We start from the raw sequence: 25,181 nt of genomic DNA on the forward strand, positions 1-25,181 counted from the left end.
TGCGGAAGATGGCCAGCTCCGGCGCGTCTTCGCAGCACTTTTTATTTGCCATTGTAGGATGTGAGCATCAGCCACTGCGGGAAGGAATAAGGGGGCGGACTCCCGTCTCGCACAGGAATCTACGGAGTAGGAGTGGGATGTAGATTCCCGTGCTCGAAAGTCGTCCGTTCCCCTTATTTCCTTCCCTTCGTTCCCTGCTGCTCGCAGACTACGAATGGGCAGTAGCCTATTGAGGGCGTGAATCATTTATATAATAATATGGAAGTTAGTTATTCGCTATTTTATTATGTTAAAAAGATAGAGGTAATCGGAATATAATAATAAGAGAGTTTACGGTATGTGTGGTGTGGGAGGATTTGTGGATGGAAAGTGGAGGGCTTGGCTTCATGCTAGGGTAGTGAGGTGAAGACCGAAATACGCTTTGCAGACGCAGATTAGACGCAGGCATGTATTGCATTCAAAGTGAAATGGAGTGAATGGATATGAGCAAGACGCAAGCAGAAGTGGTAGAACAACGGGTAACAACACCTTCGCTGGAGTGGCTGACGGATACGAGTGTATTTGCAGTCAATCGACTGAAAGCTTATTCAGATCACAAGTACTATGCGACAGCAGAGCAAGCGGAGCAACGCGGTGCACTGGACTGGCGTCATAGTCTGAATGGTACGTGGAAGTTCAACTATGCAGTGAATCCAGCAAGCCGTCCGCAGAACTTTTACGAGAATGGCTTTGCTTGTGTAGGCTGGGGCGAGATTCTGGTGCCGGGTCATATCCAGACACAGGGCTATGGACAGATGCAATATGTGAATACGATGTATCCATGGGATGGCGTGGAGAATCTGCGTCCACCATTTATTTCCGAGGATAACAATCCGGTCGGTAGCTATGTGAAGAGCTTTATCGTGCCAGAGAAGCTGGCTGGTGGCCCGGTCTATATTTCCTTCCAGGGCGTGGAATCAGCATTTTATGTGTGGCTGAACGGCAAGTTCGTGGGCTACAGTGAAGACAGCTTTACGCCATCTGACTTTGACCTGACTCCTTACATACAGGAAGGGGAAAACCGTCTTGCGGTTGAGGTGTATCAGCGCAGTACAGGAGCATGGCTGGAAGATCAGGATTTCTGGCGTTTCTCCGGTATTTTCCGCGATGTATATCTGTATACGGTGCCGGAAGTGCATGTGCGTGATCTGCATGTGAATGCAGGTCTGGACGATAGCTATACAACTGGACAGCTGAATGTGAAGCTGACACTGGAAAAAGGACAGCCAGCAGACGGTCGTGCGGTACTGGAATTGAAAACAGCCGATGGTGAAACGGTCGCTTCGGGCGAGGTATCATTTGCGGCTGGTAAGGATGGAGCAACAGCAAGCTTTGAAGCGACTGTAGCGAATGCATCCACATGGAGTGCAGAAGATCCATACCTGTATACGCTGTACATTTCCGTCTATAATGCAGCTGGTGAGCTGACCGAAGTGATTCCGCAGCCAGTCGGCTTCCGCCGTTTTGAAATGATTAGTAAGATCATGTGCATCAACGGCAAGCGTATCGTTTTCAAAGGTGTGAACCGTCACGAGTTCAACTGCCGTACCGGACGTACCGTAACTGAAGAGGATATGCTGTGGGATATTCGTACGATCAAGCAGAACAATATGAATGCGGTGCGTACGTCTCACTATCCGAACCAGACACGCTGGTATGAGCTATGTGATGAGTACGGCATTTATCTGATCGACGAGATGAATCTGGAAACACACGGCTCCTGGCAGAAGCTAGGCGCGGTTGAGCCATCCTGGAACATCCCTGGCGATCTGCCAGAATGGCAGGATATCGTTATGGATCGTGCGATCTCGATGGTCGAGCGCGATAAGAACCACCCATCGATCCTGATCTGGTCATGTGGTAATGAATCGTATGCAGGTCAGGTGATCCTGAACGTAGCGAACTATTTCCGTGAAGCCGACCCGACTCGTCTGGTGCATTATGAGGGTGTATTCTATCGTCGTGAATTTAACGATTCGAGCGATATGGAGAGCCGCATGTATGCGAAGCCTCAGGATATTGAGGAATATTTGAACAATGACCCACAAAAGCCGTACATTAGCTGCGAATATATGCACGCGATGGGGAACTCGGTTGGTGGTATGCATAAGTATACAGAGCTGGAAAATAAATATGAGCTGTATCAAGGTGGCTTTATCTGGGATTACATCGACCAGGCGGTCATGAAGAAAAATCGCTATGGCGACGAGTACCTGGCATACGGCGGCGACTATGATGATCGTGCAACCGATTATGGTTTCTGTACAGATGGTATCGTGTACGCCGATCGCAAAGTATCTCCAAAAATGCAGGAGGTCAAATTCCTGTATCAAAATATTAAGCTGACTCCAGATCAAAACGGTGTAACGATCCGCAATGAGAATCTGTTTGTCGGTACAGAAGCGTATGATCTGCAATACCGTGTCTACCGCGAAGGCGTGCTTGTTCATGAGCAAACACTGGCAGTCGATGTACCAGCAGGTACAGAGCGTCATATCGAGGTAGCACTACCACAGGCAGCAACTGAAGCAGGCGAGTATGCGATTCATGCAGCACTGGTGCTGAAGGAAGCAGCGCTGTGGGCAGAAGCTGGCTACGAGGTATCCTTTGGCGAGCATGTATTCATCGTTGAAGGTGAGGCAGTAGCTCCTCAAGCATTCGTAACAGGCGAGCTTCGCATTGCAGAGGGCGATGTGAACGTGGGTGTACATGGCGAGCACTTCGGCATCATGTTCTCCCGTGCAGTAGGTAGCCTGACGTCCCTGCGCTACAGTGGTCGTGAGTACATCTCTGCACCTCCAGCGCCGCAATTCTGGCGCGCCACAACAGACAACGACCGTGGTGCAGGACAAAACTTCACATCGGCAAGCTGGCTGGCTGCTAGTCTGGCACGCCGCTGCACGAAGATGGAGCTGGACAAAGCCGCTGATCACGTAACGGTAACGTTCGAGTACGCATTTAGCATCCATGCGGATGTGAAAATGACAACCGTGTATACGGTATACAATGATGGTCGTCTGCATGTGAAATCAAGCTATAGCGGTGTGGCGGGTCTGCCAAACGTACCAACGGTAGCGCTCTCGTTCAAAATCCCAGCAGAATACCATCATCTGGACTGGTATGCGATGGGACCAGAAGAAAACTATATCGACCGTGCCTTTGGTGCACGACTCGGTACATTTAGCAATGATGTCGCTGATAATGTATCGGGCTATGTGGTGCCACAGGAATTTGGTAACCGTACCGGCGTACGTCGTGTAGAGATTACAGATGATGGGCAGCGCGGACTGCGCATCACGTCTCCGGCAACGGCTCCAGTCGAGTGCAGCATCCTGCCATATACGGCGTTGGAGCTGGAAAGTGCGGCGCATCTGTATGAGCTACCACCCGTACACTATACCGTTGTAACAGTAGCAGGCAAGCAAATGGGTGTTGGCGGTGACGATAGCTGGGGCGCTCCGGTACATGATGAGTACCAGATCCCATCGGAAACTGACATCACATTTGAGTTTACGATCACGCCTGTACAGCCGTAATCATTCTTATGTCAAACATGTCATAATATAAGCTTTTATGATAAGGAATCCTCGTTGCGCCTAAGGTGTGCAACGAGGATTTTTGTGATAATGTATGTAATTATTTGACATTTTAAGTAAGGTTATTATATAGTAAATGAGCAAGATAATTCCTAAATGATTAGTGAGGTGAAATGAGAATCGAAGAAATAAGCTTCATGTCGTCCAGGTAACTGAAATGTCGCTGAGGTACATAGGATCATCACAAACATAATTATGAAAAAAAGGAGAATACATAATGATGAAACGAATCTTTTCCCTGCGTCTGGCTGCATGTATGGTATTGTTGTTCGCACTGGTAGGTGCCACTGGAGCGGTGAAGCCTGCTCAGGCAGCAACAACCCATACACCGATTATTTTTGTACACGGTCTGGGTGGCTCGGCAAGTAACTTTACCTTTATCGAGGGCTTCCTGGCTCGTCAGGGCTGGTCTTCTAACGAAATGTATGCAATCGATCTGCCAACGAAAAATGGCGTGCAGACATTAAATGCTGCCGCAATCCGCAATCTGGTAGACGATGTACTGGCACGTACAGGTAGCACTAAGGTTAACATTGTGGCACATAGCATGGGCGGTGCGAACAGCCTGTACTATATCCTGAACTATGGTGGTGCAAGCAAAGTTGATAAGCTGATCACACTGGGTGGTGCGAATCGTCTGACTACAAACAGTGCGCCTGCGGGCGTGAATGTCACTTCGATCTACTCGATCAATGATCAGATCGTTAGTAACTACCTGTCCAATCTGGACGGTGCGAACAATATTCGCATTTATGGCGTAATGCACATCGGACTGCTGGCGAACTCTACAGTGAACGGTCATATTTTGGACGCGTTGCAGCAATAATCAGCTTGGGCTGAGATGAATGTATGATGAATCTAGGATAATGAATGTAAGAGGATAAAAAAGGATCGAGCAGGCAATGATTGCCTCGTTCGATCCTTTTTTTCTATACTGGAAGTAAGAATTTAACTAGCTAGCGGAAGATAGAGAAAGGGGCGGGCTCCATGACGGATGTAACCTTTTATCGGCATCCAGTGCTTCCTTTTGTGGAAGGCAAGCGTTGTCGTGCGGATGAGCTGGCGTATCATCGGCATTTTCATGAGGAATATTCGGTCGGATGGATTCATAGCGGGCGTACAAATGCTTGGTGTGATGGCAAGCTATGGGAGGTAGAGCAGGGACGGATGATCACCTTCCCGCCGGAGATGCTGCATGCCTGCCATCCGCAGCAGGGACTGGCATGGAGCTATGATATGCTGTTTATCGATCCAGCATGGCTACAGGGGCTGGAGCAGCGTGAATTGCAGCAGATTCATATTCCTTATTTGCTATCCGAGCGTAAAAATGCAGCCTGCACCTTGCAGATGGAGCAGACGATGCAGGCGCTAATGCATGGACGAGAGCCACTGGAAACGGAAACCTCGTTGATCTCGCTAGTACAGCTGTTGACGGGTGCAGAGGGTGGTGACCAGGAGCATCAGTTAACCCTACAGACAGATCGTAAATATGTCGGTATCGTACAGGAGTATTTGCAGGAGCATTTTCTGCGTCCGGTACTGCTGGAGGAATTGGAGCAGATCACGTCGATTAGCCGTTTTCATCTTATCCGCCTGTTCAAGCAGTGGCAGCATCTTCCCCCACATGCGTATCAGAATCTACTGCGCATCAACTATGCCAAAAATGAACTTCATCGCCAGCGTCCGATTGTAGAAGTCGCAACCGAAGCAGGCTTCTATGATCAGAGTCATTTTACACGGATGTTTCGACGAGTAGTGGGCGTTACGCCGCGTCAATATCGGGTATCGGTGATGTAATAGGCTGCGAGCGTAGAATAGCAATTTTGTACAATATTTTCTTCTCCTGCTCCGGTAATGTGGATGGAAGGGGAGGAATGAATAATGAAAAATACAATAAAACATGAGCAGCAGCTAGCTGTCGATGCCGCGGCTGCGCTGAAGGCGATTGCGCGTCGTCCCGATATTAAAATGCAGGTGGAGCATCAGCCGCAGCTGTATGCTTTACTACAGCGGGCAGCCGCCCGCTATGTGACCGGAGAACAGCGCGCACAGGCATTAGAAGTCGCCGAGCTGCTACATGGTGAAGGCTATGCAGTATCGCTGGAATATATCGGTGAAAATACAGTCTCAAGAGCGGATTGTCAGCAAGCCACAGCAGAGCTAATGGGTGTGCTCACTGATCTGGGTGAGCAGGGGATCGGTGGACGTGTATCATTCGATTTATCGCACATCGGGCTGCTTGTAGATAACGAGCTGGCTCTCCAGCATGTGCTGCAATTGGGCGAGCTATCGCAGATGTACGGGATTGAGCTGTTTGTCAGTATGGAGGAATCGGCAAAGACCGCTGCGATTTTGGATATTTATTGTCAAGCGGTGGCACTGTATCCGCTGATCGGAATTACGCTACAGGCACATTTGCACCGTACATGGGAGGATGCGAGTCGCTTGCTTGTGCAGGATACTCGTGTTCGATTCGTTAAAGGGGCCTACGAGGAACCGGATACACTTGCCTTATCACGCTCGACTGAGCTGGATGATCGGTATGTGCAGCTATTTGAATTGGCAGTAGAGCGTGGTTGTCGAATTTCGTTAGCTACCCACGATGAGTCGCTAATCGACCGTTTACTTCTTTGTTCATGGGGGGGTGCCGCATCGGTAGAGCTGGAACTGCTCTATGGCATTCGTCCAGAGTTAGGTGTGCGGCTGCGAGAGCAGGGTTATCCGGTACGCGTGTATCTAACATATGGACAGGAGTGGTATTTGTACCTGTGCCACCGGATTGCTGAATATCCGCCGAATCTATATCAGGCGCTGATCGATGTGGTTGGTGGACAGGAGCAAGCGCCTGTGATGCAGTATCGCTTGATGAAGCAGCATTAATCGAAAGGTTGGATCAACGTTGCATGGCGCGCTACAGGTGAGCATATCCACACAGGTAATAGCATTAGATAAAAAGACACGGATCTGCTGCGCACAGCATCCGTGTCTTTTATATCGTTCTCTTTATGGTTTGATATCAAGTAAAAGCGTGTTATTTCAGCTTCAACAGCTTCACAAGCTTGTCGTGGATCGCTGTGTTCTGGTAGTTGCCGACGAATTGCTCGGAGCCTGGACCCATTGCTGTCAGTGCCACATCCACTGCGCTATGTCCTTCGGTTGTCCAGTCAATGAAGAATTGCTCCTCTGAGCCAGCTACAGTGAATGGACCATCTTCTTTGGACAGACCATCGCCGGATTCATCCTCATCATCCGGGCCTTCGATGACCATGCCGCCTGTTTCGTGGTCAGCCGTAACGAGTACGAGTGTGTCAGGATGCTTTTTCGCATAATCCTTTGCTACTTTTACCGCCTTGTCCAGCTGCTGTCCTGCTTTGATTGTCAGTTCAGCATTGTTGTCATGCGCCATTTCATCTGTGCCTTCCTCTTCAACGAGCAGGAAGAAGCCTTTTTTGTTCTGAGACAGCACGTCCAGTGCTTTGGTTGTCATATCAGGCAGGGACACGATCGGGTTGTACTGGTTACCCACCTCATTATGTGCCTGGAACATTTCCTCATTGGCGAACAGACCGAGCAGCTTGCCGTTTTTCGCTGCTTTCAACTCGGTGCCGTTCGTTACATAGTTATAGCCCAGCTGCTTCGCGCGCTCTACCAGATTGCCCTGTGTGCCTTTGCTAGCTTCAGTTGGATCTTCTGCGGGTGCATCAGGATGGGAGCCAGCTGTACCTTTTGGATACCAGAAGTCCTCGCCACCACCAAGCAGTACGTCAATTTTACTGTTTTCGATATATTGTTTGGCGATATCGCTCTGTGCCGAACGGTTCTCCACATGCGCGCCAAAGGCTGCGCCTGTCGCATCGGTCACCTGACTGGTTGTGACTACACCTGTGGACATGCCTGCTTTTTTAGCAAGCTCCATAATCGTTGTCACAGGCTTTTTGTTCGGATCGACGCCGATCGCGCCATTGTAGGATTTTACACCCGTTGCGATCGCAGTCGCTGCGGCAGCGGAATCGGTTACGAGATGATCGCTGGAGCTGGTGCGCACCAAGCCTGTCACTGGCATATTGTCCATTTCCAGTGTGCCGTTTTTGCCTACGGTTGCATAGCGAATCGCATTACGGCTCGCTTCGCCCATTCCATCGCCGATGAATAGCACGACATTTTTAGGAGCAACACCGTTTTTGGCAGGTGTCGTTGTTGATGTCTTTGCAGGTGCGGCGGCTTGCGTCTTTGCCGGAGGTGTAGTCTTTGTGCCAGCAGCCCATGCCGAATGGGCATCCAGCGAGCCTGTCAGTAATGGCAGACCCAGTACAGCAGCAGTACTTGCAGCAACAACTGCTTTTTTAAATGAAGATGGTTTCATAAGTAACAATTCCTCCTGTATGTATCATATGATGTATTGATCATATATTCGTATCATTATATAAGTATTATTATTTTGTAAATTACATATAAAATAACTTAAAAATGGGATATCTATCTAGAACACGTATCTCCACCTACAGGTTGAGTTGGAATCCATCTAGCGGTAGATTCAGCAATGTTCGAATTATTTTAAGATGAATGTACCAACCTCGAACAGGAGCTGACAATCATGTCAACAGTACTCAAAAGCCGTAAAATTCTATTCAACCTCATTATCAATGGATTGATCCCGTGGCTAGGATATGTATGGCTTGCACCACATATCGGAAGTTTACTGGCATTGTCCATCGTTATGATGATTCCGCTGATCGATAATCTGATTCATCTGGCACGTCACCGCAAGATGGATGTATTCAATGGATTGATGCTGGCGGGCTTTGTGCTTAGTCTCGTTATGGTGCTAATGGGTGGCAGTGAGAAGCTGCTCCTGATGCGTGAATCGCTCGTTACCGTTATGATCGGATTGGCCTTTCTCGGTTCGTTACTGCTGAAGCGTCCACTGATCTATCATATGGCAAGTCGCTTTAGTAAAGGTGTGGATCCCGAGCGTAACTGGGAGTATCCGTATTTCCGTCAGGTGATGCGTCGTCTAACCTTGCTGTGGGGCGTTGCACTGGTCGTTGAAGCAGGCTTGAAGCTACTGCTGATCAATGTACTGAGCACCTCGCAGATGCTTGCGATCTCGTCTCCATTATTTTATGCAGTGATCGGACTCGCGATTGTAGGTACAATTGTGTATAAGCGCCGTGCAGGTATGCATATGAAGCAGCTCAAGCAACATCGTGAACAGCTTGCTTAAAGAAAGCCCTATGGGATATGTATAGTCATTATGAGTAGGTACAGCAGTATGAGCTTTGAGCGTATAGAGTAGTTTCCATGTATAGTCATACGGAGCCTTTGATTTGGATACGAATCGCTGTAGCAGCTGTATCAATAGTAATGAATAGTCAGTATCAAACTACAGATGATAGCTCAAATAATCACAAAATGATGATAGCGCGATTCCAGCTTGCCCCTAACTACATTCCTTATCCCATATCACAAACCCTTTGCGAATCATGCAAAGGGTTTTGTTTTGGCTGTCGCTGACACTATGGCATAATAAAACGTACAATAAATAATGACCATAAAATAATGATCATACCAACAGGTTACAACGATCATACAGACAAGCCATTTTTCCAAAGGAGTGTACTTATGTCTAACAACTCGATGATCCTTTCAATCATCTCAATGATATGCCCGACAGCTTTCTCTATGCGGAGCGTGCGATGAGTCATTCTATTCAGACACAGTCCATTCAGCGCTTATGTGGATCCACGTCTTATCATAAAGGAATGACGATGTATTGTGCAGGTAAAGTAGGCTTCACACGCTATGATGATGAGTCTGGCGAGTATGAAGCTGTCGTGCAGAGCAGACGAGGAGAAGTGGAGCATGTACAGATTCGTGTAAGCGAGGAGCAGCAGATTCAAGCGTCCTGCTCCTGTCCATCGCTCGCTTCGTATCGTTATCATTGCCAGCATATTGCAGCGGTGCTGATCTATATCCATGAATGTGAGCAGCGTGGAGATCCACCCCTGCTCATCGCGCCCACTGCCGCAGTATCACCACAGGGGAGTAGCTCGCATCGAAATACAGCAGATTCTACATCCAGGCAGCAATCTGCTTTCTCTAGCAAGGATACGAATAAAACGTCAAAATCGCATTTATCCGCCGATGAAGTTACTACCTATCCAGCGCCACATAATGAGCAAGACCGATATGCCCAGGAGGAGCAGCTAACGAACGAGCTGCTGCATCTGTTCACCGAAGCGCCGCGCCGTGCTGCGGTTCGCCGTCGCTATCTGGAAACGCGTGACGCACTCGCACTGGATGTGATCTGCCATCCGCTCGCCTCGGGTAATGGGCAATATCGAATCGGAATTGAGCTACGTATGGGGTTGACACGGACATTTATCGTCCGTCATATTCGGCGGTTGCTGGACAGTATTCGTAGGGGAGAGAGCTATTCTGTAACAGCCCGATTTGCGTATGATCCTGAGCTGCATAGCTTTGCCGCAGGGGATGATCGTGTGCTACGTCAGTTAATCCAGATCGCAGAGGACGAGCTACCTGCGGAGTCGGCAGCGACGCGTAATCAGCCTGGACGACAGGGCGAGCGAATGCTGTCCGTGCCGGTATCGCACTGGTCGACGCTAGTATCCGCACTTCGCCAATGTCGCTCCGTCTATGTGGCACAGCAGGACGGAAAGGAGCTACCGATCATCTGGTCAGCGGACATGCTACCGCTTCAATTTGAGCTGGATCAGTCGGAATTGCCTTCACTTTCGATGAAATCAGACAGTAAGCTGCACGAACAGCATTATGTACTGCGTGTGCAGGGCTTGCAGCCCTTAATTGTACTGGAGGCGTATGAGGCGGTGCTGAACGGTGCAGAGCTGGTCGAGTTGGATGGCGAGCTATGTCGAAGGCTGGGTGGCTTACAGCGCCTGCTCCGGCAGACGGCACGGTCAGAGGACGAGCAGCAGCTCCATGTATCTGCTACACAGCTAGAGCCGTTTGTCCGTCAGGTGGTGCCTGAGCTGATGAAGCTGGGCAATGTGCATCTGACACGCTCGGTTTCCAATCGAGTGACGCAGACACCGTTACAGGCGAGATTGTATCTGGATCGGGTTCGTGACCGACTGCTGGCTGGATTGGAGTTTCAATATGGCAGTCTGATCATTAATCCGCTGGAGCCAGAGCAGGAAGGGCAGGATGAGGATCGGATCGTGCTACGCGATGGTGAGCGAGAAGCGCAGATTTTGCAGTTGATGGAGGAAGCTGATTTTACGGTGACCGAAGGTGGCTACTTTTTGACCGATGAGGATGCGGAATATACGTTTTTGTATCATATCGTGCCTCGTCTGGAGAAGCTACTACAGGTATATGCGACGTCGATTGTGAAGGCGATGCTGCAAAATCCATTATCTCCGCCCAAGCTAACGGTGAAGACCGATCAGCGGCATGATTGGCTGGAAATTCGATTTGCGCTGGATGGAATTCCGGAATCGGAAATTTTACAGGTACTAGCATCATTACAGGAGCAGAGACGGTATCATCGTCTGCCAAGCGGTGCCTTTCTCCCTCTGGAGGATCAGGCATTTCGGCAGATTGCGGATTTTATTCGTCGTACAGGCATGGCAGCGCCCGGTACAGGCACACAGGACGAGCAGGAAGGCGTACTGTTTCGCTTGCCTGTGCTGTATGGCTTAGAACAGCTGGATCGTCGTGATGAAAATGAAGCGATTCGCTTTGATCGCTCCCTGCGGCGCTTGTTAGAAAGTATGGAGCAGCCTGAACGCCAGCATGAGGCGGTGCCTGCTACACTCGACTCGGTGCTACGCGATTATCAGCATGAAGGCTATCAATGGATGCGTACGCTCGCTCGGTATGGATTTGGTGGGATTCTCGCAGATGATATGGGACTCGGTAAGACGCTGCAAAGTATTGCCTTTATCGTCTCTATGCAGAGCGAGCTTCGTCGTAGTGGCAGGCCGGTACTGGTCATCACGCCAGCCTCGCTGATGTATAACTGGCAATACGAGCTACAGCGCTTTGCACCTGAGCTGCGTGTACTGCTGGTCGATGGTAACAAGGCGGAGCGTACGGCACGCTGGCAACAGGTGCTGGCACAGGAGCCAGACATGGAAGCGATGTCTACCTCTACCCAACAAGCGACATCCTCGGCGGCAAAAGAATCTATAGTGCAGCCGATTGATGTGGTTATTACCTCGTATCCGCTGCTGCGACAGGATCGCGAGTTGGCGACAAGCCATGCGTACCATACCCTGATTCTAGATGAAGCACAAAATGTCAAAAACGCGCTGACGCATGCCGCCAGAGCAGTAAAGGACATTCAAGCCAAGCATCGCTTCGCGTTAACCGGCACACCGATCGAAAATTCACTACAAGAGCTATGGTCGATCATGAGCATCGTGATGCCAGGTCTACTCGGTACGCGGCGCGAATTCAACGATCTATTGCCGGATACGATCGCTCGCCGTGTGCGTCCATTTATTTTGCGCCGGATGAAGACAGATGTATTGCATGAGCTGCCGGATAAGCAGGAGATTACACTCGTATCCGAGCTATTACCGGAGCAAAAGGTGCTCTATGCTGCGTATCTCGCTCAATTACAGCAGGATGCCCTCAAACACCTGTATGATCCCGATCAATCGGATCAGAAGATTCGAATCTTTGCCGGGCTGACCCGTTTGCGCCAGCTCTGCTGTGACCCCGGATTATTCGTGGAGGATTATACTGGCGGCTCAGGTAAGCTGGAGCAGCTACTGGAGCTTGTACAGGATTATCGAGATTCAGGGCGACGAATGCTCGTCTTTTCTCAATTTACAGGCATGCTAAAACGGATTGGAAAACAGCTACAGGAGCGTCATATTCCATTCTTTTATCTGGATGGTAGTACAGCGTCAGCCGAGCGTTTGGAGCTATGCAATCGATTCAATGCAGGGGAAAAGGAAGTGTTTCTCATTTCATTGAAGGCTGGCGGAACGGGACTGAATCTGACAGGTGCCGATACAGTTATTTTGTATGATCTATGGTGGAACCCGGCAGTGGAAGAGCAGGCGGCAGATCGTGCCTATCGTATGGGGCAACAGCGCAACGTACAGGTGATTCGCTTAATTACACGAGGAACTGTGGAGGAGAAGGTGTTGGAGCTTCAGCACAGCAAGCGTGAGCTGGTCAGCGAGATTATCCAGCCCGGTCAGGCGCAATTGTCGTCACTGACTGAGCAGGATATACGTGAGCTGTTGCTGCTGTAAAGGCATCTATTTAGGCAGTGGGCGAAGGCATATGGGCGTTCATGCCTTCTACCGCTGTAATCATCACGGAATGGTGGGCGAGCAGATCCAGGTCAAATGGTGCTTGCAGACGTTCGCCTGCTTCATTAAATAGAATGCGCACAATCGGTCGTTGCGGAATCGCAGTGTGAATATGCACAACCACGCCTTTGTAGCCATTACTGAGCGTCACGGTTACACCAATCGGATAAATAGCAATGCGGCTTTTGAATACTTCCAGCATAGAGCGGTCATATAGTGTGCCAGAGCCAGAATACAGCACATCCAGTGCCTGATGTGGCAGCATGGCAGCGCGGTACACACGACTGGTAGTCAGCGCATCATATGAATCGGCGATTCCGATCCATTTGGCATATTCGTGAATGTCGGGCTCGGTTAGACCGCGTGGATAGCCACTACCGTTCAGACGTTCATGGTGCTGATAGGCACAGTGAGCAGCTAGAAGTGGAATGCCTGGCTCATCCTTTAAAATTTTAAAGCCATATTCGGTGTGTAGCTTGATCGTATTATATTCGTCATCTGTCAGGCGACCGGGCTTAAACAGAATCTCGTTTGGAATATGAGCTTTACCCACGTCATGTAGTAAGGAACCGATTCCGAGTACACGCAGTTCATCGACGGAGTAGCCATGAACCTTGCCAAGCAGGAGGGTGTAGATGCACACATTCAGGGAATGATGGTACAAATAATGATCCTTCGTATGCATGCTCATGAGCATAACCATCACTTCCGGGTTGTCGCTAAGCTCCATGAGAATAGAATCCACGATGCCTGTAAAGGTTTTGCCAATGATCGGATAAGAGGACTTTTGGACACGTGGATCGGCAATACTGGAGAAATGTGTACGTATTTCCTTCAGTGCCTTACGCTTGGTTTCGGCGGAGACAATATCATTAGCCGTGACATCATCCGTATCCTTATCCTGAATATAGACATAGTCCAGCCCGTGATTATATAGTTTTCGGATGATTCCAGCGGATAACTCTGCGCCTTCTTTAAGCAGAATGACACCTTCGTCATTAAAGATTTTTCTGGCTAATCGCATTCCGGGTTGGAGCGAAGTAATCGGTAATAGCCTCAATGTGGTCACTTCCATCTGTTCAGGAATTATCACCGGTCAGCGTTGGGGTTGGATGCAGAAGTCGCCAACTAGCTGGCAAGATGATATGTATGGATGAGGACGATGCACTAGAATATATGGTGCTCTTTCTTAAATTAAAGAAGCAACGTATCGCGAATGTTCATCATGGTTACTATCTATATCGTCATTTAGAGTGTAATCTATAATGATTATAGGATGTATTTTTAAAATGCGATAGACTTATAACGCAAAGTTTGCTTTATGAGTAACAAATTTATGTTTTTATATATCTTTAAGTTACTAAAATGTATAAATAAGGGGTAACACTCGGATTTGATTTCATGAACAGCATGATAAAGGTAGCATAATATGGGTTTTTATTCCTTTTTATGGAATGCAATCCGCTGACTAAAATGCATTTCCAACGTTTCTCGTAAACGATTTGGGAATGCATGTTTTGTATATTTATACGATTGACCGTTCGTTTATTCATTTATCCCGAGTCAATGTAAACATTTCCCAGTTTGATGCTTCATCCTCTACAATCTCCTTTGTAATAACCAGACAAAACCCAAATCGATATGAAACAATGTGACGATATTGTGTCAGGTATATGACAATGTGTGATATAAAATGCCTGAAAGCTTAATAATGTGACTATTCATCGTGTTTAAAACGCTAAAAATCGACTTTTTATATGGATTCTAGTATAAAGTAACTATATAATCGTTTTATTTTTTGTGATTGAATACACTATATCTTTGTTTTCAAACATGTTACTATGGATATCAATCATTACTTCCAACTAAAAACCAACAAGTTAGCAGACGAGTTCAATAATAAGGGCATATTCCTGATAATTAAGTCACTTATTATAACTCGAACCTAACATTAAAGTTGATAAAATATGACGAAAAGGAGCTGTATGGGATGATTAATGCAAGCCTGAGTAATATTGGAATCTGGGAAATGGTAGAGCCGGGTGTACGGCGCAAGGTATTTGAGCCAGGTCAAGCCATGATGATGATGGAGGTTCATTTTGAAGCGGGTTCCAAGAGTAGTGAGCATTCCCATCCTTATGAGCAGATGAGCTACTGCATGAAGGGACGCTTTGAAATTGCTATCAACGGACAGATGCATGAACTTAGCGCTGGTAAGGCACTTGTCATCCCCGCAGGTGTTCCTCATTCTATCAAAGCGCTGGCTCCAGGCATTCTGCTCGACTCCTATACACCTGCACGATAAGCGTGTATGCGTGAGAGATGGGCCTGGATGTAGCGAGCATTCTTGTCCTTTGCCCGCCGACTCTGGAGGGCATACATGGAGATGAACTCTGAATGTACATGAACGTTATAACTTTATATTAAAGATCAGCCTTATCGTCCTACCGACGGGAATGATTGCTGATCTCACGCCAAAAAGCCTGCTCGATCCGCCGAGCAGGCTTTTTGTTATGCGATAGATAAGGAACATAAAAAGACAGAAAATACATATACAGAAACGACAATACAGATATACAGAGACGACAGTATAGGGAAAGCAGGATTGCCCTATTCCTCGCTACTCACTTCTTCTACTGACAGATGGGCCTCAAAGCGATACTGCTCCAATGGAATCCGTTGCTCCAGCGTGAACGTGATGCCTTCCTCCTCCAATCGAAGTCGCTGTTCCTCTGCCGAATCTGGATCACCCAGCGCAATCTCGCCGTGCTTGTTCACCACGCGATGCCAGGGCAACTGCTGGGTAGTACTCATCGAATGTAAAATACGCACGACCTGTCGGGCTGCCCGTGGACTTCCTGCGCTCGCTGCAATTTGTCCATACGTCATCACCTGACCGGGTGGAATGGAGCGAATGATCTGAATGACTTGTTTGGTAAAAGGCTGCACGATCTCACCTCCTAAACGATCAGAATAAATATGTTCCGCTAACAGCACAGTTTAGCTGTTTGATGCAGGATGACTAATAAATTGATGAATTCCCATCCTTTTCTATAAAAATATGTAAAATTTAAAGAAAAAATATCGTAAAATGTTTCATTTAGTCGAATAATAGGTAAAAAGACTCATAATAATTATAAGAATAAAGTACGAATATAGACTATAGTAATGACTAAATCACTATCTTAATGCCACAACAAAAATAGAAGATTGACGTGACGGAAGGATGTACTCGGTTAGGTCGCCTTCTATTATTTTACCAAGCGGAAGCTATAAAGTGTACCCTGACTAGCTTGACCGCCCAAAGGAGAATATCAGTACAATGTCCATTTTCGCCGCAAAACGAGGCTCGACCGAACTTCAAGCTTTACTTCAAGCTGCAACACAGCTGGCAGAGCGTCCACAGCAATCTTCTGGAAAGCTGCAACTACAGAGCGATGATCCTACTCTACAAAATATTGTACACCAGCTCAATAAAGCAATCGGTCAGATTCGTGAAGAAAAGGATTATCTGGCACTGCGTATGAATCTGGTGACGAAGGCAATCCATATCGGTCTATGGGATATGGAAGTTGAAGCTGGTGATCCAGTCAATCCGAACAATGCGTTCACATGGACAGATGAATTCCGCGCGATGCTGGGCTATACCAATGAACAGGATTTCCCGAACGTGCTGGATAGCTGGGCATCCCGTCTCCACCCGGAGGACAAAGATTGGGTAATGCAGGCGCTGGGCGATCATTTGCTGGATCATAGCGGTAAAACGCCATATGACATTCAATACCGTCTACAACTGAAAACAGGCGAATATCGCTGGTTCCGCGCAACAGGTACGACGATCCGTGATGCTAAAGGCGTTCCACTTCGTATCGCAGGCGCGCTGCTGGATGTACACGAACAGCGCAAGCGTGATCATGAGCTGACTGCACTGGCTACCCGTTACGATCTGATTAACAAGGCACTGGTCGAAGCACCATGGGATATGATCGTAGAAGCAGGTGATCCGATCAATCCGAATAATGAATTTTGGTGGTCTACTCAGTTCCGTCAAACATTAGGCTTTCAGGATGAGCGTGATTTTCCCAACATACTCAGTAGTTGGAGTGATCGCTTGCATCCAGAAGATAAAGAAATGGCATTGAACGCTTTTGCAGCGCACTTGAACGATCATACAGGACGCACGCCATTTTCCATCGATTATCGTTTGCAACTCAAAAGCGGTGAGTATCGCTGGTACCATGCTGGAGGCACCACTAACCGTGATGCGCAGGGATTGCCGCTACGTGTAGCAGGTACGATCCGTGATATTACGTTTGAGAAAAATAAAGATACCGTTGTGAGTGCTATGACCGTTCGAATGGAGCAATTATCCCAGTCGATCGCCGAGATGGCAACAGCGATTCAATCTGTAACCGGACAGGCTCAGGAACTTGCTGGTGCTCAGGAACATTCTACCGAAGCAGCCAATCGCGCTAAAGTCAGTGCTGATGAAACACAGAACATTTCCAACTTTATCCGTGAAATCGCCAATCAGACGAATATGCTGGGCTTGAATGCATCGATTGAGGCGGCAAGAGCAGGCGAGCTGGGACGCGGGTTCTCCGTCGTTGCAGACGAGGTACGTAAGCTGGCGATTAACAGCGCAGGTGCAACAGAGAATATCGAAAAAAGCTTGAGCGAGATGAAAGACCAGATTGAAACGATCCTGTTCCAAATTAGCAATATGACGGCACTCACCCAATCACAGGCTGCATTAACCGAACAATTAAATGCATCGATGGATGAGGTTAATCATATGGCACGCTCTATCGCAGACCTGGCACAGCAAATTTGAGGGGCTATGCTCTGAGATTCGTTGCTGCTTCATCTATACAGATTCAGTGATAAGAATCATCCTTTCTATTTGTATGTTCACCACAAGCCCCGTCTGCCTTAGCATGGCGGGGAATCCTTCCACTTTTCGTAGTCCGTAGCCATAACGCATAACTACTATACATCACCGATCCCACTCTAATACCAATTACTTCTAACAGCATACATACGACTACACTTAAAGCCAACGAAGCAAGAAGATCAGGTCTTTCGCAGGGCAAGATGTATGTACTTGCCAGCTAAGATAAACATTTTAAGCAGCGGCAGCAATGGAGAGTCATTTATTCGGGTGCTGAACCGCTCAAAGGAGAATGTGAGAACAATGTCTATTTTTTCCGCAAAACGCAACACTTCCGATCTGAAACCATTGCTTGATGCTACAGGACAGCTCGTAAAGAAACCGTCCAGCCGCTTACAGGTGCAAACGGAAGACCCGACTATTCTTGGTGTTGTCAATAATGTAAACGAGGCGATGGATAGCGTACATAGACAGAACAAGTATATGTCGGTATGCATGAAATTAACGCACAACACGATGCAGGCTGCTTTTTGGGATCTGGCGATCAAGGATGGCGATCCGCTCAATCCGAATAACATCTTCTTTTGGACAGATGAGCTTCGTCATCTGCTTGGCTACAAGAATGAACAGGATTTTCCTAATGTGATGAATAGCTGGTCGTCCAGTCTACACCCTGAGGATCAGGATGGGGTATTTGCCACATTTATGGGTCATTTAACCGATCATAGCGGGCGTACACCGTTCGATATTCATTACCGTCTGCGACTGAAAACAGGCGAGTACCGCTGGTTCCGCGCGACAGCGGAAACCGAGCGCGATGCGAAGGGCTTACCGCTGCATGTGACTGGAGCATTGATCGATGTACATGAGCGTTACATTCGCGATCAGCAGCTTGAACAGATGGTCGTGCGGTACGATCTGATCAGCAAAGCACTGGTAGAAGCACCATGGGATATGACCGTAGAAGCCGGCGACCCGGTGAATCCGAAAAATGAAATCTGGTATTCATCTCAGTTCCGTGAGGCGGCAGGTTTCCAAACCGAGCAGGAGTTCCCGAACGTTTTAAGCAGCTGGAGTGACCGTCTGCATCCAGAAGATGCGGAGCGCGTCGTACAGGCCTTTGCCGATCATATGCTGGATCATAGCGGACGTACACCATTTGATATCGATTATCGCTTACAGCGTAAAAATGGAGAGTATCGCTGGTTCCATGCTAACGGTACGACCAATCGCGATGCGAAGGGTGTTCCACTGCGTGTGGCTGGTACGCTGCGTGATATTACTTTTGAGAAAAATAAAGAGGTGATCGTCGAAGCGATGACGGAGCGCATGAGTCATCTGTCACAGTCGATCTCCGAAATGACGATCGCGATCAACTCGGTCACAAGTCAAGCACAGGAGCTGGCAGGTGCGCAGGAGCATTCGACGGAAGCGGCTAATCGGGCGAAGGTGAGTGCGGATGAAACGCAGAATATCTCTAACTTTATTCGTGAGATTGCCAATCAGACGAATATGCTGGGCTTGAATGCCTCGATTGAGGCAGCAAGAGCAGGTGAATTGGGTCGCGGCTTCTCTGTCGTTGCAGATGAAGTACGTAAGCTGGCGATTAACAGTGCAGGTGCAACGGAAAATATCGAGAAAAGTCTGGGTGAAATGAAAGACCAGATCGAGAAAATTCTGTTCCAGATCAGTAATATGACGACGCTAACACAATCGCAGGCTGCTTTAACCGAGCAGCTCAATGCATCGATGGACGAAGTGAATCATATGGCTCGTGCGATTTCGGATTTGACGCATCAGATTTGAGGAATAAACATCTTGTTAAGGAGCGATAAATAGATGCCATTTTTTACATCAGGTAAGTCACAAGCTTCATCGGTTCAATGGTTGACAGAGCAAAGTAATCAGCTGTTGCAGCAGGCGAAGCAGGGCAATACAGGCTCCAGACTGGCTGCTCAGCAGGCGCCAGCTGAGTTGAGTGAGGTATGCGGTGTGTTGAATGCTGCCTTTGATCAAGTGGAACAGCAGAAGACCGAATTGAATCAGAGCCTGGAACTCGTGTCTGGAGCGCTCGGGGTTGCTCTATGGGATGTGTATCTCGTAGGTGGACAGGTCACTCATCCAGACAACCAGTATATCTGGTCAGACGCGTTCAGAAAGATGTTAGGCGGATATACTAAACAACAGCTGCCGAATACGATTGAAGGCTTTGCTCAATATTTGCATCCTGATGATATCCAGCGCGTGATGCAGTTTATTGCTGAATATGTGGAAGGACGCACAGGGCAAGAATTTTACAGAGACACCTATCGTGTATTCACACCAGATGGAGATATTCGCTGGATACAAAGTGCAGGCAAAGCGATTCTGGATGCAAACGGTTTGCCGATCCGCGTCTCGGGTGCTTCTATCGATATTACAGAGCGTAAGCAAAAGGACGAACAGATGGCGGATCTGGTTGATCGCTATGATCTGATCAATCAAGCACTCGTCGAAGCACCATGGGAAGTGAAGATTGTCGCCGGTGATCCGCTCAGTCCGAACAACCGATTCTGGTATTCGGGGCAGTTTCGTAAGACGCTGGGCTTTCAGGATGAGCGTGATTTTCCGAATGAGATGTCGAGCTGGAATCAGCTTATCCATCCTGAGGATGTGGAACGTACGAATGTGGAGTTTTTGAATTATTTATCGAGCGGGTATAAGTCCAGTCGTCCATTTAGTGTAAAATCGCGTATTCGTAATCGTCAGGGCGAGTATCGCTGGTACGAGACGACTGCACGCACATCGTATGATGAGCAGGGCAACCCACTACGTGTAGCGGGTACACTGCGCGATATTACGCATGAGCAGACACGTACTGAGGTTGTGACAGGTATGACCGACCGTATCGGACAGCTATCCCAATCGATCGGTGAGATGACGACCGCTATCAATTCCGTGAGTGAGCAGGCACAGCAGATTACAGTCGTGCAGGATCAATCCACTGCTGCCGCACATAAAGCGAGCACGAGCGCCGACGAAACGAAAAATATATCGATGTTCATTCGTGAGATTGCCAATCAGACGAATATGCTCGGTCTGAATGCAGCGATTGAGGCGTCGCGCGCTGGAGAGCTAGGTAGAGGCTTTAGCGTCGTTGCCGACGAGGTGCGGAAGCTAGCGCTGAATAGCGCAAGTGCTACGGAAAATATCGAATCCAGCTTGCAGGGCATGAAGGAGCTGATCGATCAGATTCTGGAGCATATTAGCCAGATGACCACGATGACTCATACACAGGCGGCATTGACCCAGCAGCTTAGCGCCTCGATGGAGGACGTGAATAGCATGTCCCAATCACTGGTAGAGTTTGCACGTCAAATTGAACGTGTCTAACGAAGTATACTCAAACACAGCCTCTCTATTTTTCATGGATCGCCCATAGCGATCATTATAGATGCCTGCTCTCTGCAATCTCCCAATAGCATAGGAACACGAAAAAATGCCGACCCTCTCGCATCAAGCGCGAAAGGATCGGCATTTTGTTGTTTAATATTTATGACAGGCTACTCAATCATGATCAATCAGAGCATTACACCTGTTGAATTTTCAGCAGGTTCGTATTACCGGATTGTCCGATCGGTACACCGGCAGACAGCACAACGATATCGCCAGCAGCGATATGACCGGTTGTGATCGCATTACGGATAGCGGACTCGAACATCTCATCTGTTGTCGATACCGCTTCACCGTGAACCGGAATTACACCAGACAGCAGGCATACTTTATTGAGTACCGCTTCATTATGCGTGACGGCGATAATAGGTGCATTAGGGCGATACTTGGAGATCATACGAGCGGTAAAGCCGCTTTCTGTCGAGATAATGATTGCCTTCGCATTCAGCTCCAGTGATGCGCTCACTGCGCCCTGGCTGATCACTTCTGTAATATTGGTCGATTGCAGCGCTCTTTTACGAGAGAATTGCTCCTGATAATCAATCATGCTCTCGGCACGACGAGCGACAGCTGCCATCGTTTGTACCGATTGCACCGGATATTTACCCGCAGCGGATTCACCGGACAGCATGATCACGTCAGCGCCTTGCAGTACAGCATTCGCCACGTCACTCACTTCAGAGCGAGTTGGGCGTGGATTCACCTGCATCGATTCCAGCATATGTGTAGCAACGATAACCGGTTTACCCGCCACGTTACATTTATCGATCATTTCCTTTTGCAGTGCCGGTACATCCTGAATCGGCACCTCTACCCCGAGATCGCCACGAGCGACCATAATGCCGTCAGAAGCCTCGATAATATCGTCGAGATTCTCCATCCCTTCGGCATTTTCAATTTTGGAATAGATCTGTACATCCTGTGCATCATGCTGAGCCAGAATGCTACGGATCTCACGAATATCGTCACCTTTACGAACGAAGGAGGCTGCGATCATCTCGATCTTCTGCTCCAGTCCGAAGTGAATATGCATCACGTCACGCTCGGTTACGCCTGGCAGCGAGGTATGAATACCTGGCAGATTGACACCTTTACGTGGCTTGATCGTACCACCGCTCACGATTTCGCAGACGATCTCGCTATCTTTCACTTCCAGTACGGTCAGATCGATCAGACCATCATCCAGCAGGATGCGGTCGCCTTGATGTACGTCCTGGTTCAGTTGCGGATAGTTTACACCGATACGCTCGGAATCGCCCAGAATCTCTTCTGTTGTCAATACGAGCTTGTTGCCTGTGCGTAGCTCGAAGGAAGCTTCTTTCAGCTTACCGATCCGCACCTCAGGGCCTTTAATATCCATCATAATCGGGACAAAAGTATTCAGCTCAGCCGCCGCCTGACGTACATTGCGGATACGTGCGACATGATCCTCTAGCTCACCATGCGCCATATTTAGACGCGCAACGGTCATCCCGGCTTTAATCATTTCCTTCAACATGTCAATCGAATCACAAGCAGGTCCCATCGTACAAATAATCTTTGTTCTCAGCATTCCAACTGTTCCTCCTTAGCATGTGCAGGCTGCAATCGCCTTGCTCTGGCAGCCCTCTGATTGGTGGCTGTCCGAACACGTCCTCAGCCCGGGGCAGGGAAGGAACGTTCACCGACAACCTGTACTATCTATTTCATTTTAGCTGTAATACACACAGTTCGCTATGAAATATGGTACGATGAGTGCACTATAGTACGATAAATGGTTGGGGAAGCGACTGCTGGTTCTTTTCCAGCATACCGTAATGAGCGGCAAGGGGAAAGAAAGGATTGGACGCGATGAAGGTGCATAACGTACGGCAAGATCACCATATGGATTGGTATGAAGAACAGCTCCTACCGTGGGGCCATTATATGCTCAGTCTATGCACATATGGCAATTGTGTGTACTGGGTGAATGGACAGAAATACATTATGGAAAAAGGGGAGCTGTTGCTGGTACCGCCACAATGCTCCTATTATGGGAAAAGTGTACCCACGCGTGTACATACGAAGCAAACGGTAGATTTTGCACAGGGTGAGGCATTGAATAATAGCGAGGCTGAAACGAAAACTCCTGATGCTGACTCGCTGATGACGCTATCGCTGCTTCGATGCAAGCAGCCCATACATATGAAGCCGGGCTGCTATGAGCGAATTCATGACATGCTGAAGCAGCTTGCGGTACAGTGGGAGGAGCGACCAGCGTATTATGAGCTCATGGCACAGTCGCTGCTTGTCCAGCTGCTAGTCGAGCTGAATCGTGAATATGATCGCGGCATCATCTCAGACGATCGTCACCGTCTGGTGGAACAGATGAAACGTCATATTCAGCAAAATTACAGCTCACGCATCGGAAAAGAACAGCTGGCAGAAGTAATCCAGCGCACGCCGAACTATGCGGCGACCTTATTCAAAACGATAACTGGTCAGACGATCAGTGAATATACACATCACGAGCGTATGAAGCGCGCAGTCTATATGCTAACCGAGTCCCATCTGACGGTGGCAGAGATTGCCGAGTTTCTCGGCTATCAGGAGGTGTCGTACTTTTACCGGATATTCAAAAAGACGATGGGTGTACCGCCTACCGGGCTCATGCAGGATCGTCCGCCGCTGCTGTAGCTTGTTGTAGGTATAGCTTGTTGGAGGTATAGCTTGTAGAATGTCTTACTGATAGACGAAGCAGATGAATGGTAAATGCCGAAAGGGTATCCTATGCTGAATGGTGTTAGCATAGTGGCGAAATGCTTACGCATTCCATTCACGAATTCGCTTCATTGCGTAGCTTTTTCGGTGACATGCCCTTGAGCTTTTTGAACATTTTTGAAAATAAAAATGGATCGTCATAGCCGACAGAGCGCGATACCTCGCCAACCGAGAGACTCGTATGGTGCAGCAGCTCCATCGCGCGGTTCATGCGATATTCCAGCATAAAGGCTTGCAGCGACATACCGAAGCGCTCCTTGAACAGGCTGGACAGATACGTTCGATCCAGACCGACCGAGCGCGAGATATCCAGAATCGTAATCTTCTGACTATAGCTGTTCTCGATGTATTCGATCGCTTGTCGGATATGCATTTCCTTGGAACGCGAACGAGCGGCGCCACGTTCAGCAGATGGTAGGCGGGAGATGAGCTCATACATGATGCGATACAGGATACCCTGAGCGTGGATATCACCAGCGGGCTGGGTTGACGTTTCTAACAATAGCTCGTAAAAGCTACCCAGCGTATGCTCCATCCCGTCTGGCATGCGATAGACCGGCTCGGTAGTAATCAGACCGGCGCGCTCCATCAAGGTGCGAGCATACAAGCCACGAAAGCCGATCCACGAATAGACCCAGGGCTGCTCGATGTCTGCTTCGTAGTTCACCACGGTATCCGGCGGAATCAGAAAGCCCTCGCCAGCAGACAGACGGTATTCGTGATCTCCCAATCGGAATACGCCAGTGCCCTCGTGAATATAGTGTAAAATATAGGAGTCGCGCACACCGGGACCCCATGCATGTCCGGGCAAGCATTCCTCTTTGCCAAAAAAGAGTAGATTCAGATCCATCGGTTGCTGTGCTTCGGAGGCGATATAAATAGTATGATTCAGCGGCATATCCGTGTACAATCCCTTCCTTGAATGATACTTATATTATGACATGTACACGAGTCAGTGAAAACTTGTTTACAATAGAATGATGCTTTACATAAACTGGATTATTACAGGTGGTTTTACGCGTATATACGTCGTATGGACAATGTGAAATAAGCGAAAAGTAGGCGTACAGTAATAGAATAGCTCGGTGAGGATAATCCATTATTTTACAGAAAGGAAAGCGGTTTGTATTTGTGATAGTATGGAATACATAACCCCCTGAGCAAATGGGGATG

The 25,181-nt window shown here is 48.3% G+C and carries 16 protein-coding genes; 11 read left to right on the forward strand and 5 right to left on the reverse strand.

The window, feature by feature from the left end; translation table 11 throughout:
* The first annotated feature begins 482 nt into the window (after positions 1 to 482).
* The 4 genes from SK066_RS01060 (at position 483) to SK066_RS01075 (ending at position 6,515) form a co-directional block, all read left to right on the forward strand.
* The gene (locus SK066_RS01060; RefSeq protein ID WP_320543295.1) at positions 483 to 3,575 is read left to right on the forward strand and encodes a beta-galactosidase, LacZ type; all 3,093 of its coding nucleotides are present in this window, start codon (positions 483 to 485) and stop codon (positions 3,573 to 3,575) included.
* Positions 3,576 to 3,852: 277 nt separating this feature from the next.
* Positions 3,853 to 4,461: an esterase/lipase family protein gene (locus SK066_RS01065; RefSeq protein WP_320543296.1), complete on the forward strand. Its 609-nt coding sequence runs from the start codon at positions 3,853 to 3,855 to the stop codon at positions 4,459 to 4,461.
* A gap of 161 nt (positions 4,462 to 4,622) precedes the next feature.
* Positions 4,623 to 5,432, forward strand: a complete 810-nt coding sequence (locus tag SK066_RS01070) for a helix-turn-helix transcriptional regulator (protein ID WP_320543297.1) — start codon at positions 4,623 to 4,625, stop codon at positions 5,430 to 5,432.
* 84 nt (positions 5,433 to 5,516) lie between these two features.
* Positions 5,517 to 6,515, forward strand: coding sequence for a proline dehydrogenase family protein (locus tag SK066_RS01075; RefSeq protein WP_320543298.1), 999 nt, complete (start codon positions 5,517 to 5,519; stop codon positions 6,513 to 6,515).
* Positions 6,516 to 6,666: 151 nt separating this feature from the next.
* Here SK066_RS01075 and SK066_RS01080 read toward each other — a convergent pair whose 3' ends face one another.
* Positions 6,667 to 7,998 carry an alkaline phosphatase gene (locus SK066_RS01080; protein ID WP_320543299.1) on the reverse strand — a complete coding sequence of 444 codons (1,332 nt, stop codon included), beginning with the start codon at positions 7,996 to 7,998 and terminating at the stop codon, positions 6,667 to 6,669.
* 231 nt (positions 7,999 to 8,229) lie between these two features.
* Here SK066_RS01080 and SK066_RS01085 point away from each other — a divergent pair, with 231 nt between their 5' ends.
* Positions 8,230 to 8,859, forward strand: a complete 630-nt coding sequence (locus SK066_RS01085; RefSeq protein WP_320543300.1) for a VC0807 family protein — start codon at positions 8,230 to 8,232, stop codon at positions 8,857 to 8,859.
* A 472-nt stretch (positions 8,860 to 9,331) separates the two neighbouring features.
* Positions 9,332 to 12,886 carry a DEAD/DEAH box helicase gene (locus tag SK066_RS01090; protein ID WP_320543301.1) on the forward strand — a complete coding sequence of 1,185 codons (3,555 nt, stop codon included), beginning with the start codon at positions 9,332 to 9,334 and terminating at the stop codon, positions 12,884 to 12,886.
* Positions 12,887 to 12,896: 10 nt separating this feature from the next.
* Here the strand turns inward: SK066_RS01090 and SK066_RS01095 are convergent, their stop codons facing one another.
* Entirely contained in the window at positions 12,897 to 14,015 is a 1,119-nt protein-coding gene (locus SK066_RS01095) for an HD-GYP domain-containing protein (RefSeq protein WP_320543302.1), read from the reverse strand.
* A gap of 921 nt (positions 14,016 to 14,936) precedes the next feature.
* Between SK066_RS01095 and SK066_RS01100 the strand changes: the two genes are divergently transcribed.
* A complete protein-coding gene (locus SK066_RS01100; protein ID WP_320543303.1) occupies positions 14,937 to 15,251 on the forward strand; it encodes a cupin domain-containing protein in 315 nt (104 codons plus the stop codon).
* Positions 15,252 to 15,556: 305 nt separating this feature from the next.
* Here the strand turns inward: SK066_RS01100 and SK066_RS01105 are convergent, their stop codons facing one another.
* A complete protein-coding gene (locus tag SK066_RS01105; RefSeq protein WP_320543304.1) occupies positions 15,557 to 15,895 on the reverse strand; it encodes an MGMT family protein in 339 nt (112 codons plus the stop codon).
* A 379-nt stretch (positions 15,896 to 16,274) separates the two neighbouring features.
* On the opposite strand from SK066_RS01105, the gene SK066_RS01110 reads away from it, so the two are divergent.
* The 3 genes from SK066_RS01110 (at position 16,275) to SK066_RS01120 (ending at position 21,209) form a co-directional block, all read left to right on the forward strand.
* Positions 16,275 to 17,780, forward strand: a complete 1,506-nt coding sequence (locus SK066_RS01110; RefSeq protein WP_407673803.1) for a methyl-accepting chemotaxis protein — start codon at positions 16,275 to 16,277, stop codon at positions 17,778 to 17,780.
* 366 nt (positions 17,781 to 18,146) lie between these two features.
* Positions 18,147 to 19,643, forward strand: coding sequence for a methyl-accepting chemotaxis protein (locus tag SK066_RS01115; RefSeq protein ID WP_407673804.1), 1,497 nt, complete (start codon positions 18,147 to 18,149; stop codon positions 19,641 to 19,643).
* Positions 19,644 to 19,676: 33 nt separating this feature from the next.
* The gene (locus tag SK066_RS01120) at positions 19,677 to 21,209 is read left to right on the forward strand and encodes a methyl-accepting chemotaxis protein (protein ID WP_320543307.1); all 1,533 of its coding nucleotides are present in this window, start codon (positions 19,677 to 19,679) and stop codon (positions 21,207 to 21,209) included.
* Positions 21,210 to 21,405: 196 nt separating this feature from the next.
* On the opposite strand, the gene pyk is transcribed toward SK066_RS01120, so the two are convergent.
* Positions 21,406 to 22,821: a pyruvate kinase gene (pyk, locus tag SK066_RS01125; RefSeq protein WP_320543308.1), complete on the reverse strand. Its 1,416-nt coding sequence runs from the start codon at positions 22,819 to 22,821 to the stop codon at positions 21,406 to 21,408.
* A 278-nt stretch (positions 22,822 to 23,099) separates the two neighbouring features.
* Here pyk and SK066_RS01130 point away from each other — a divergent pair, with 278 nt between their 5' ends.
* Entirely contained in the window at positions 23,100 to 23,924 is an 825-nt protein-coding gene (locus SK066_RS01130) for an AraC family transcriptional regulator (protein WP_188774611.1), read from the forward strand.
* A 139-nt stretch (positions 23,925 to 24,063) separates the two neighbouring features.
* Here SK066_RS01130 and SK066_RS01135 read toward each other — a convergent pair whose 3' ends face one another.
* Positions 24,064 to 24,906, reverse strand: a complete 843-nt coding sequence (locus SK066_RS01135) for an AraC family transcriptional regulator (RefSeq protein WP_320543309.1) — start codon at positions 24,904 to 24,906, stop codon at positions 24,064 to 24,066.
* Between the last annotated feature and the right edge of the window lie 275 nt (positions 24,907 to 25,181).

This window comes from Paenibacillus hunanensis, assembly GCF_034055775.1.
Classification (GTDB): Bacteria; Bacillota; Bacilli; order Paenibacillales; family Paenibacillaceae; genus Saccharibacillus; species Saccharibacillus hunanensis.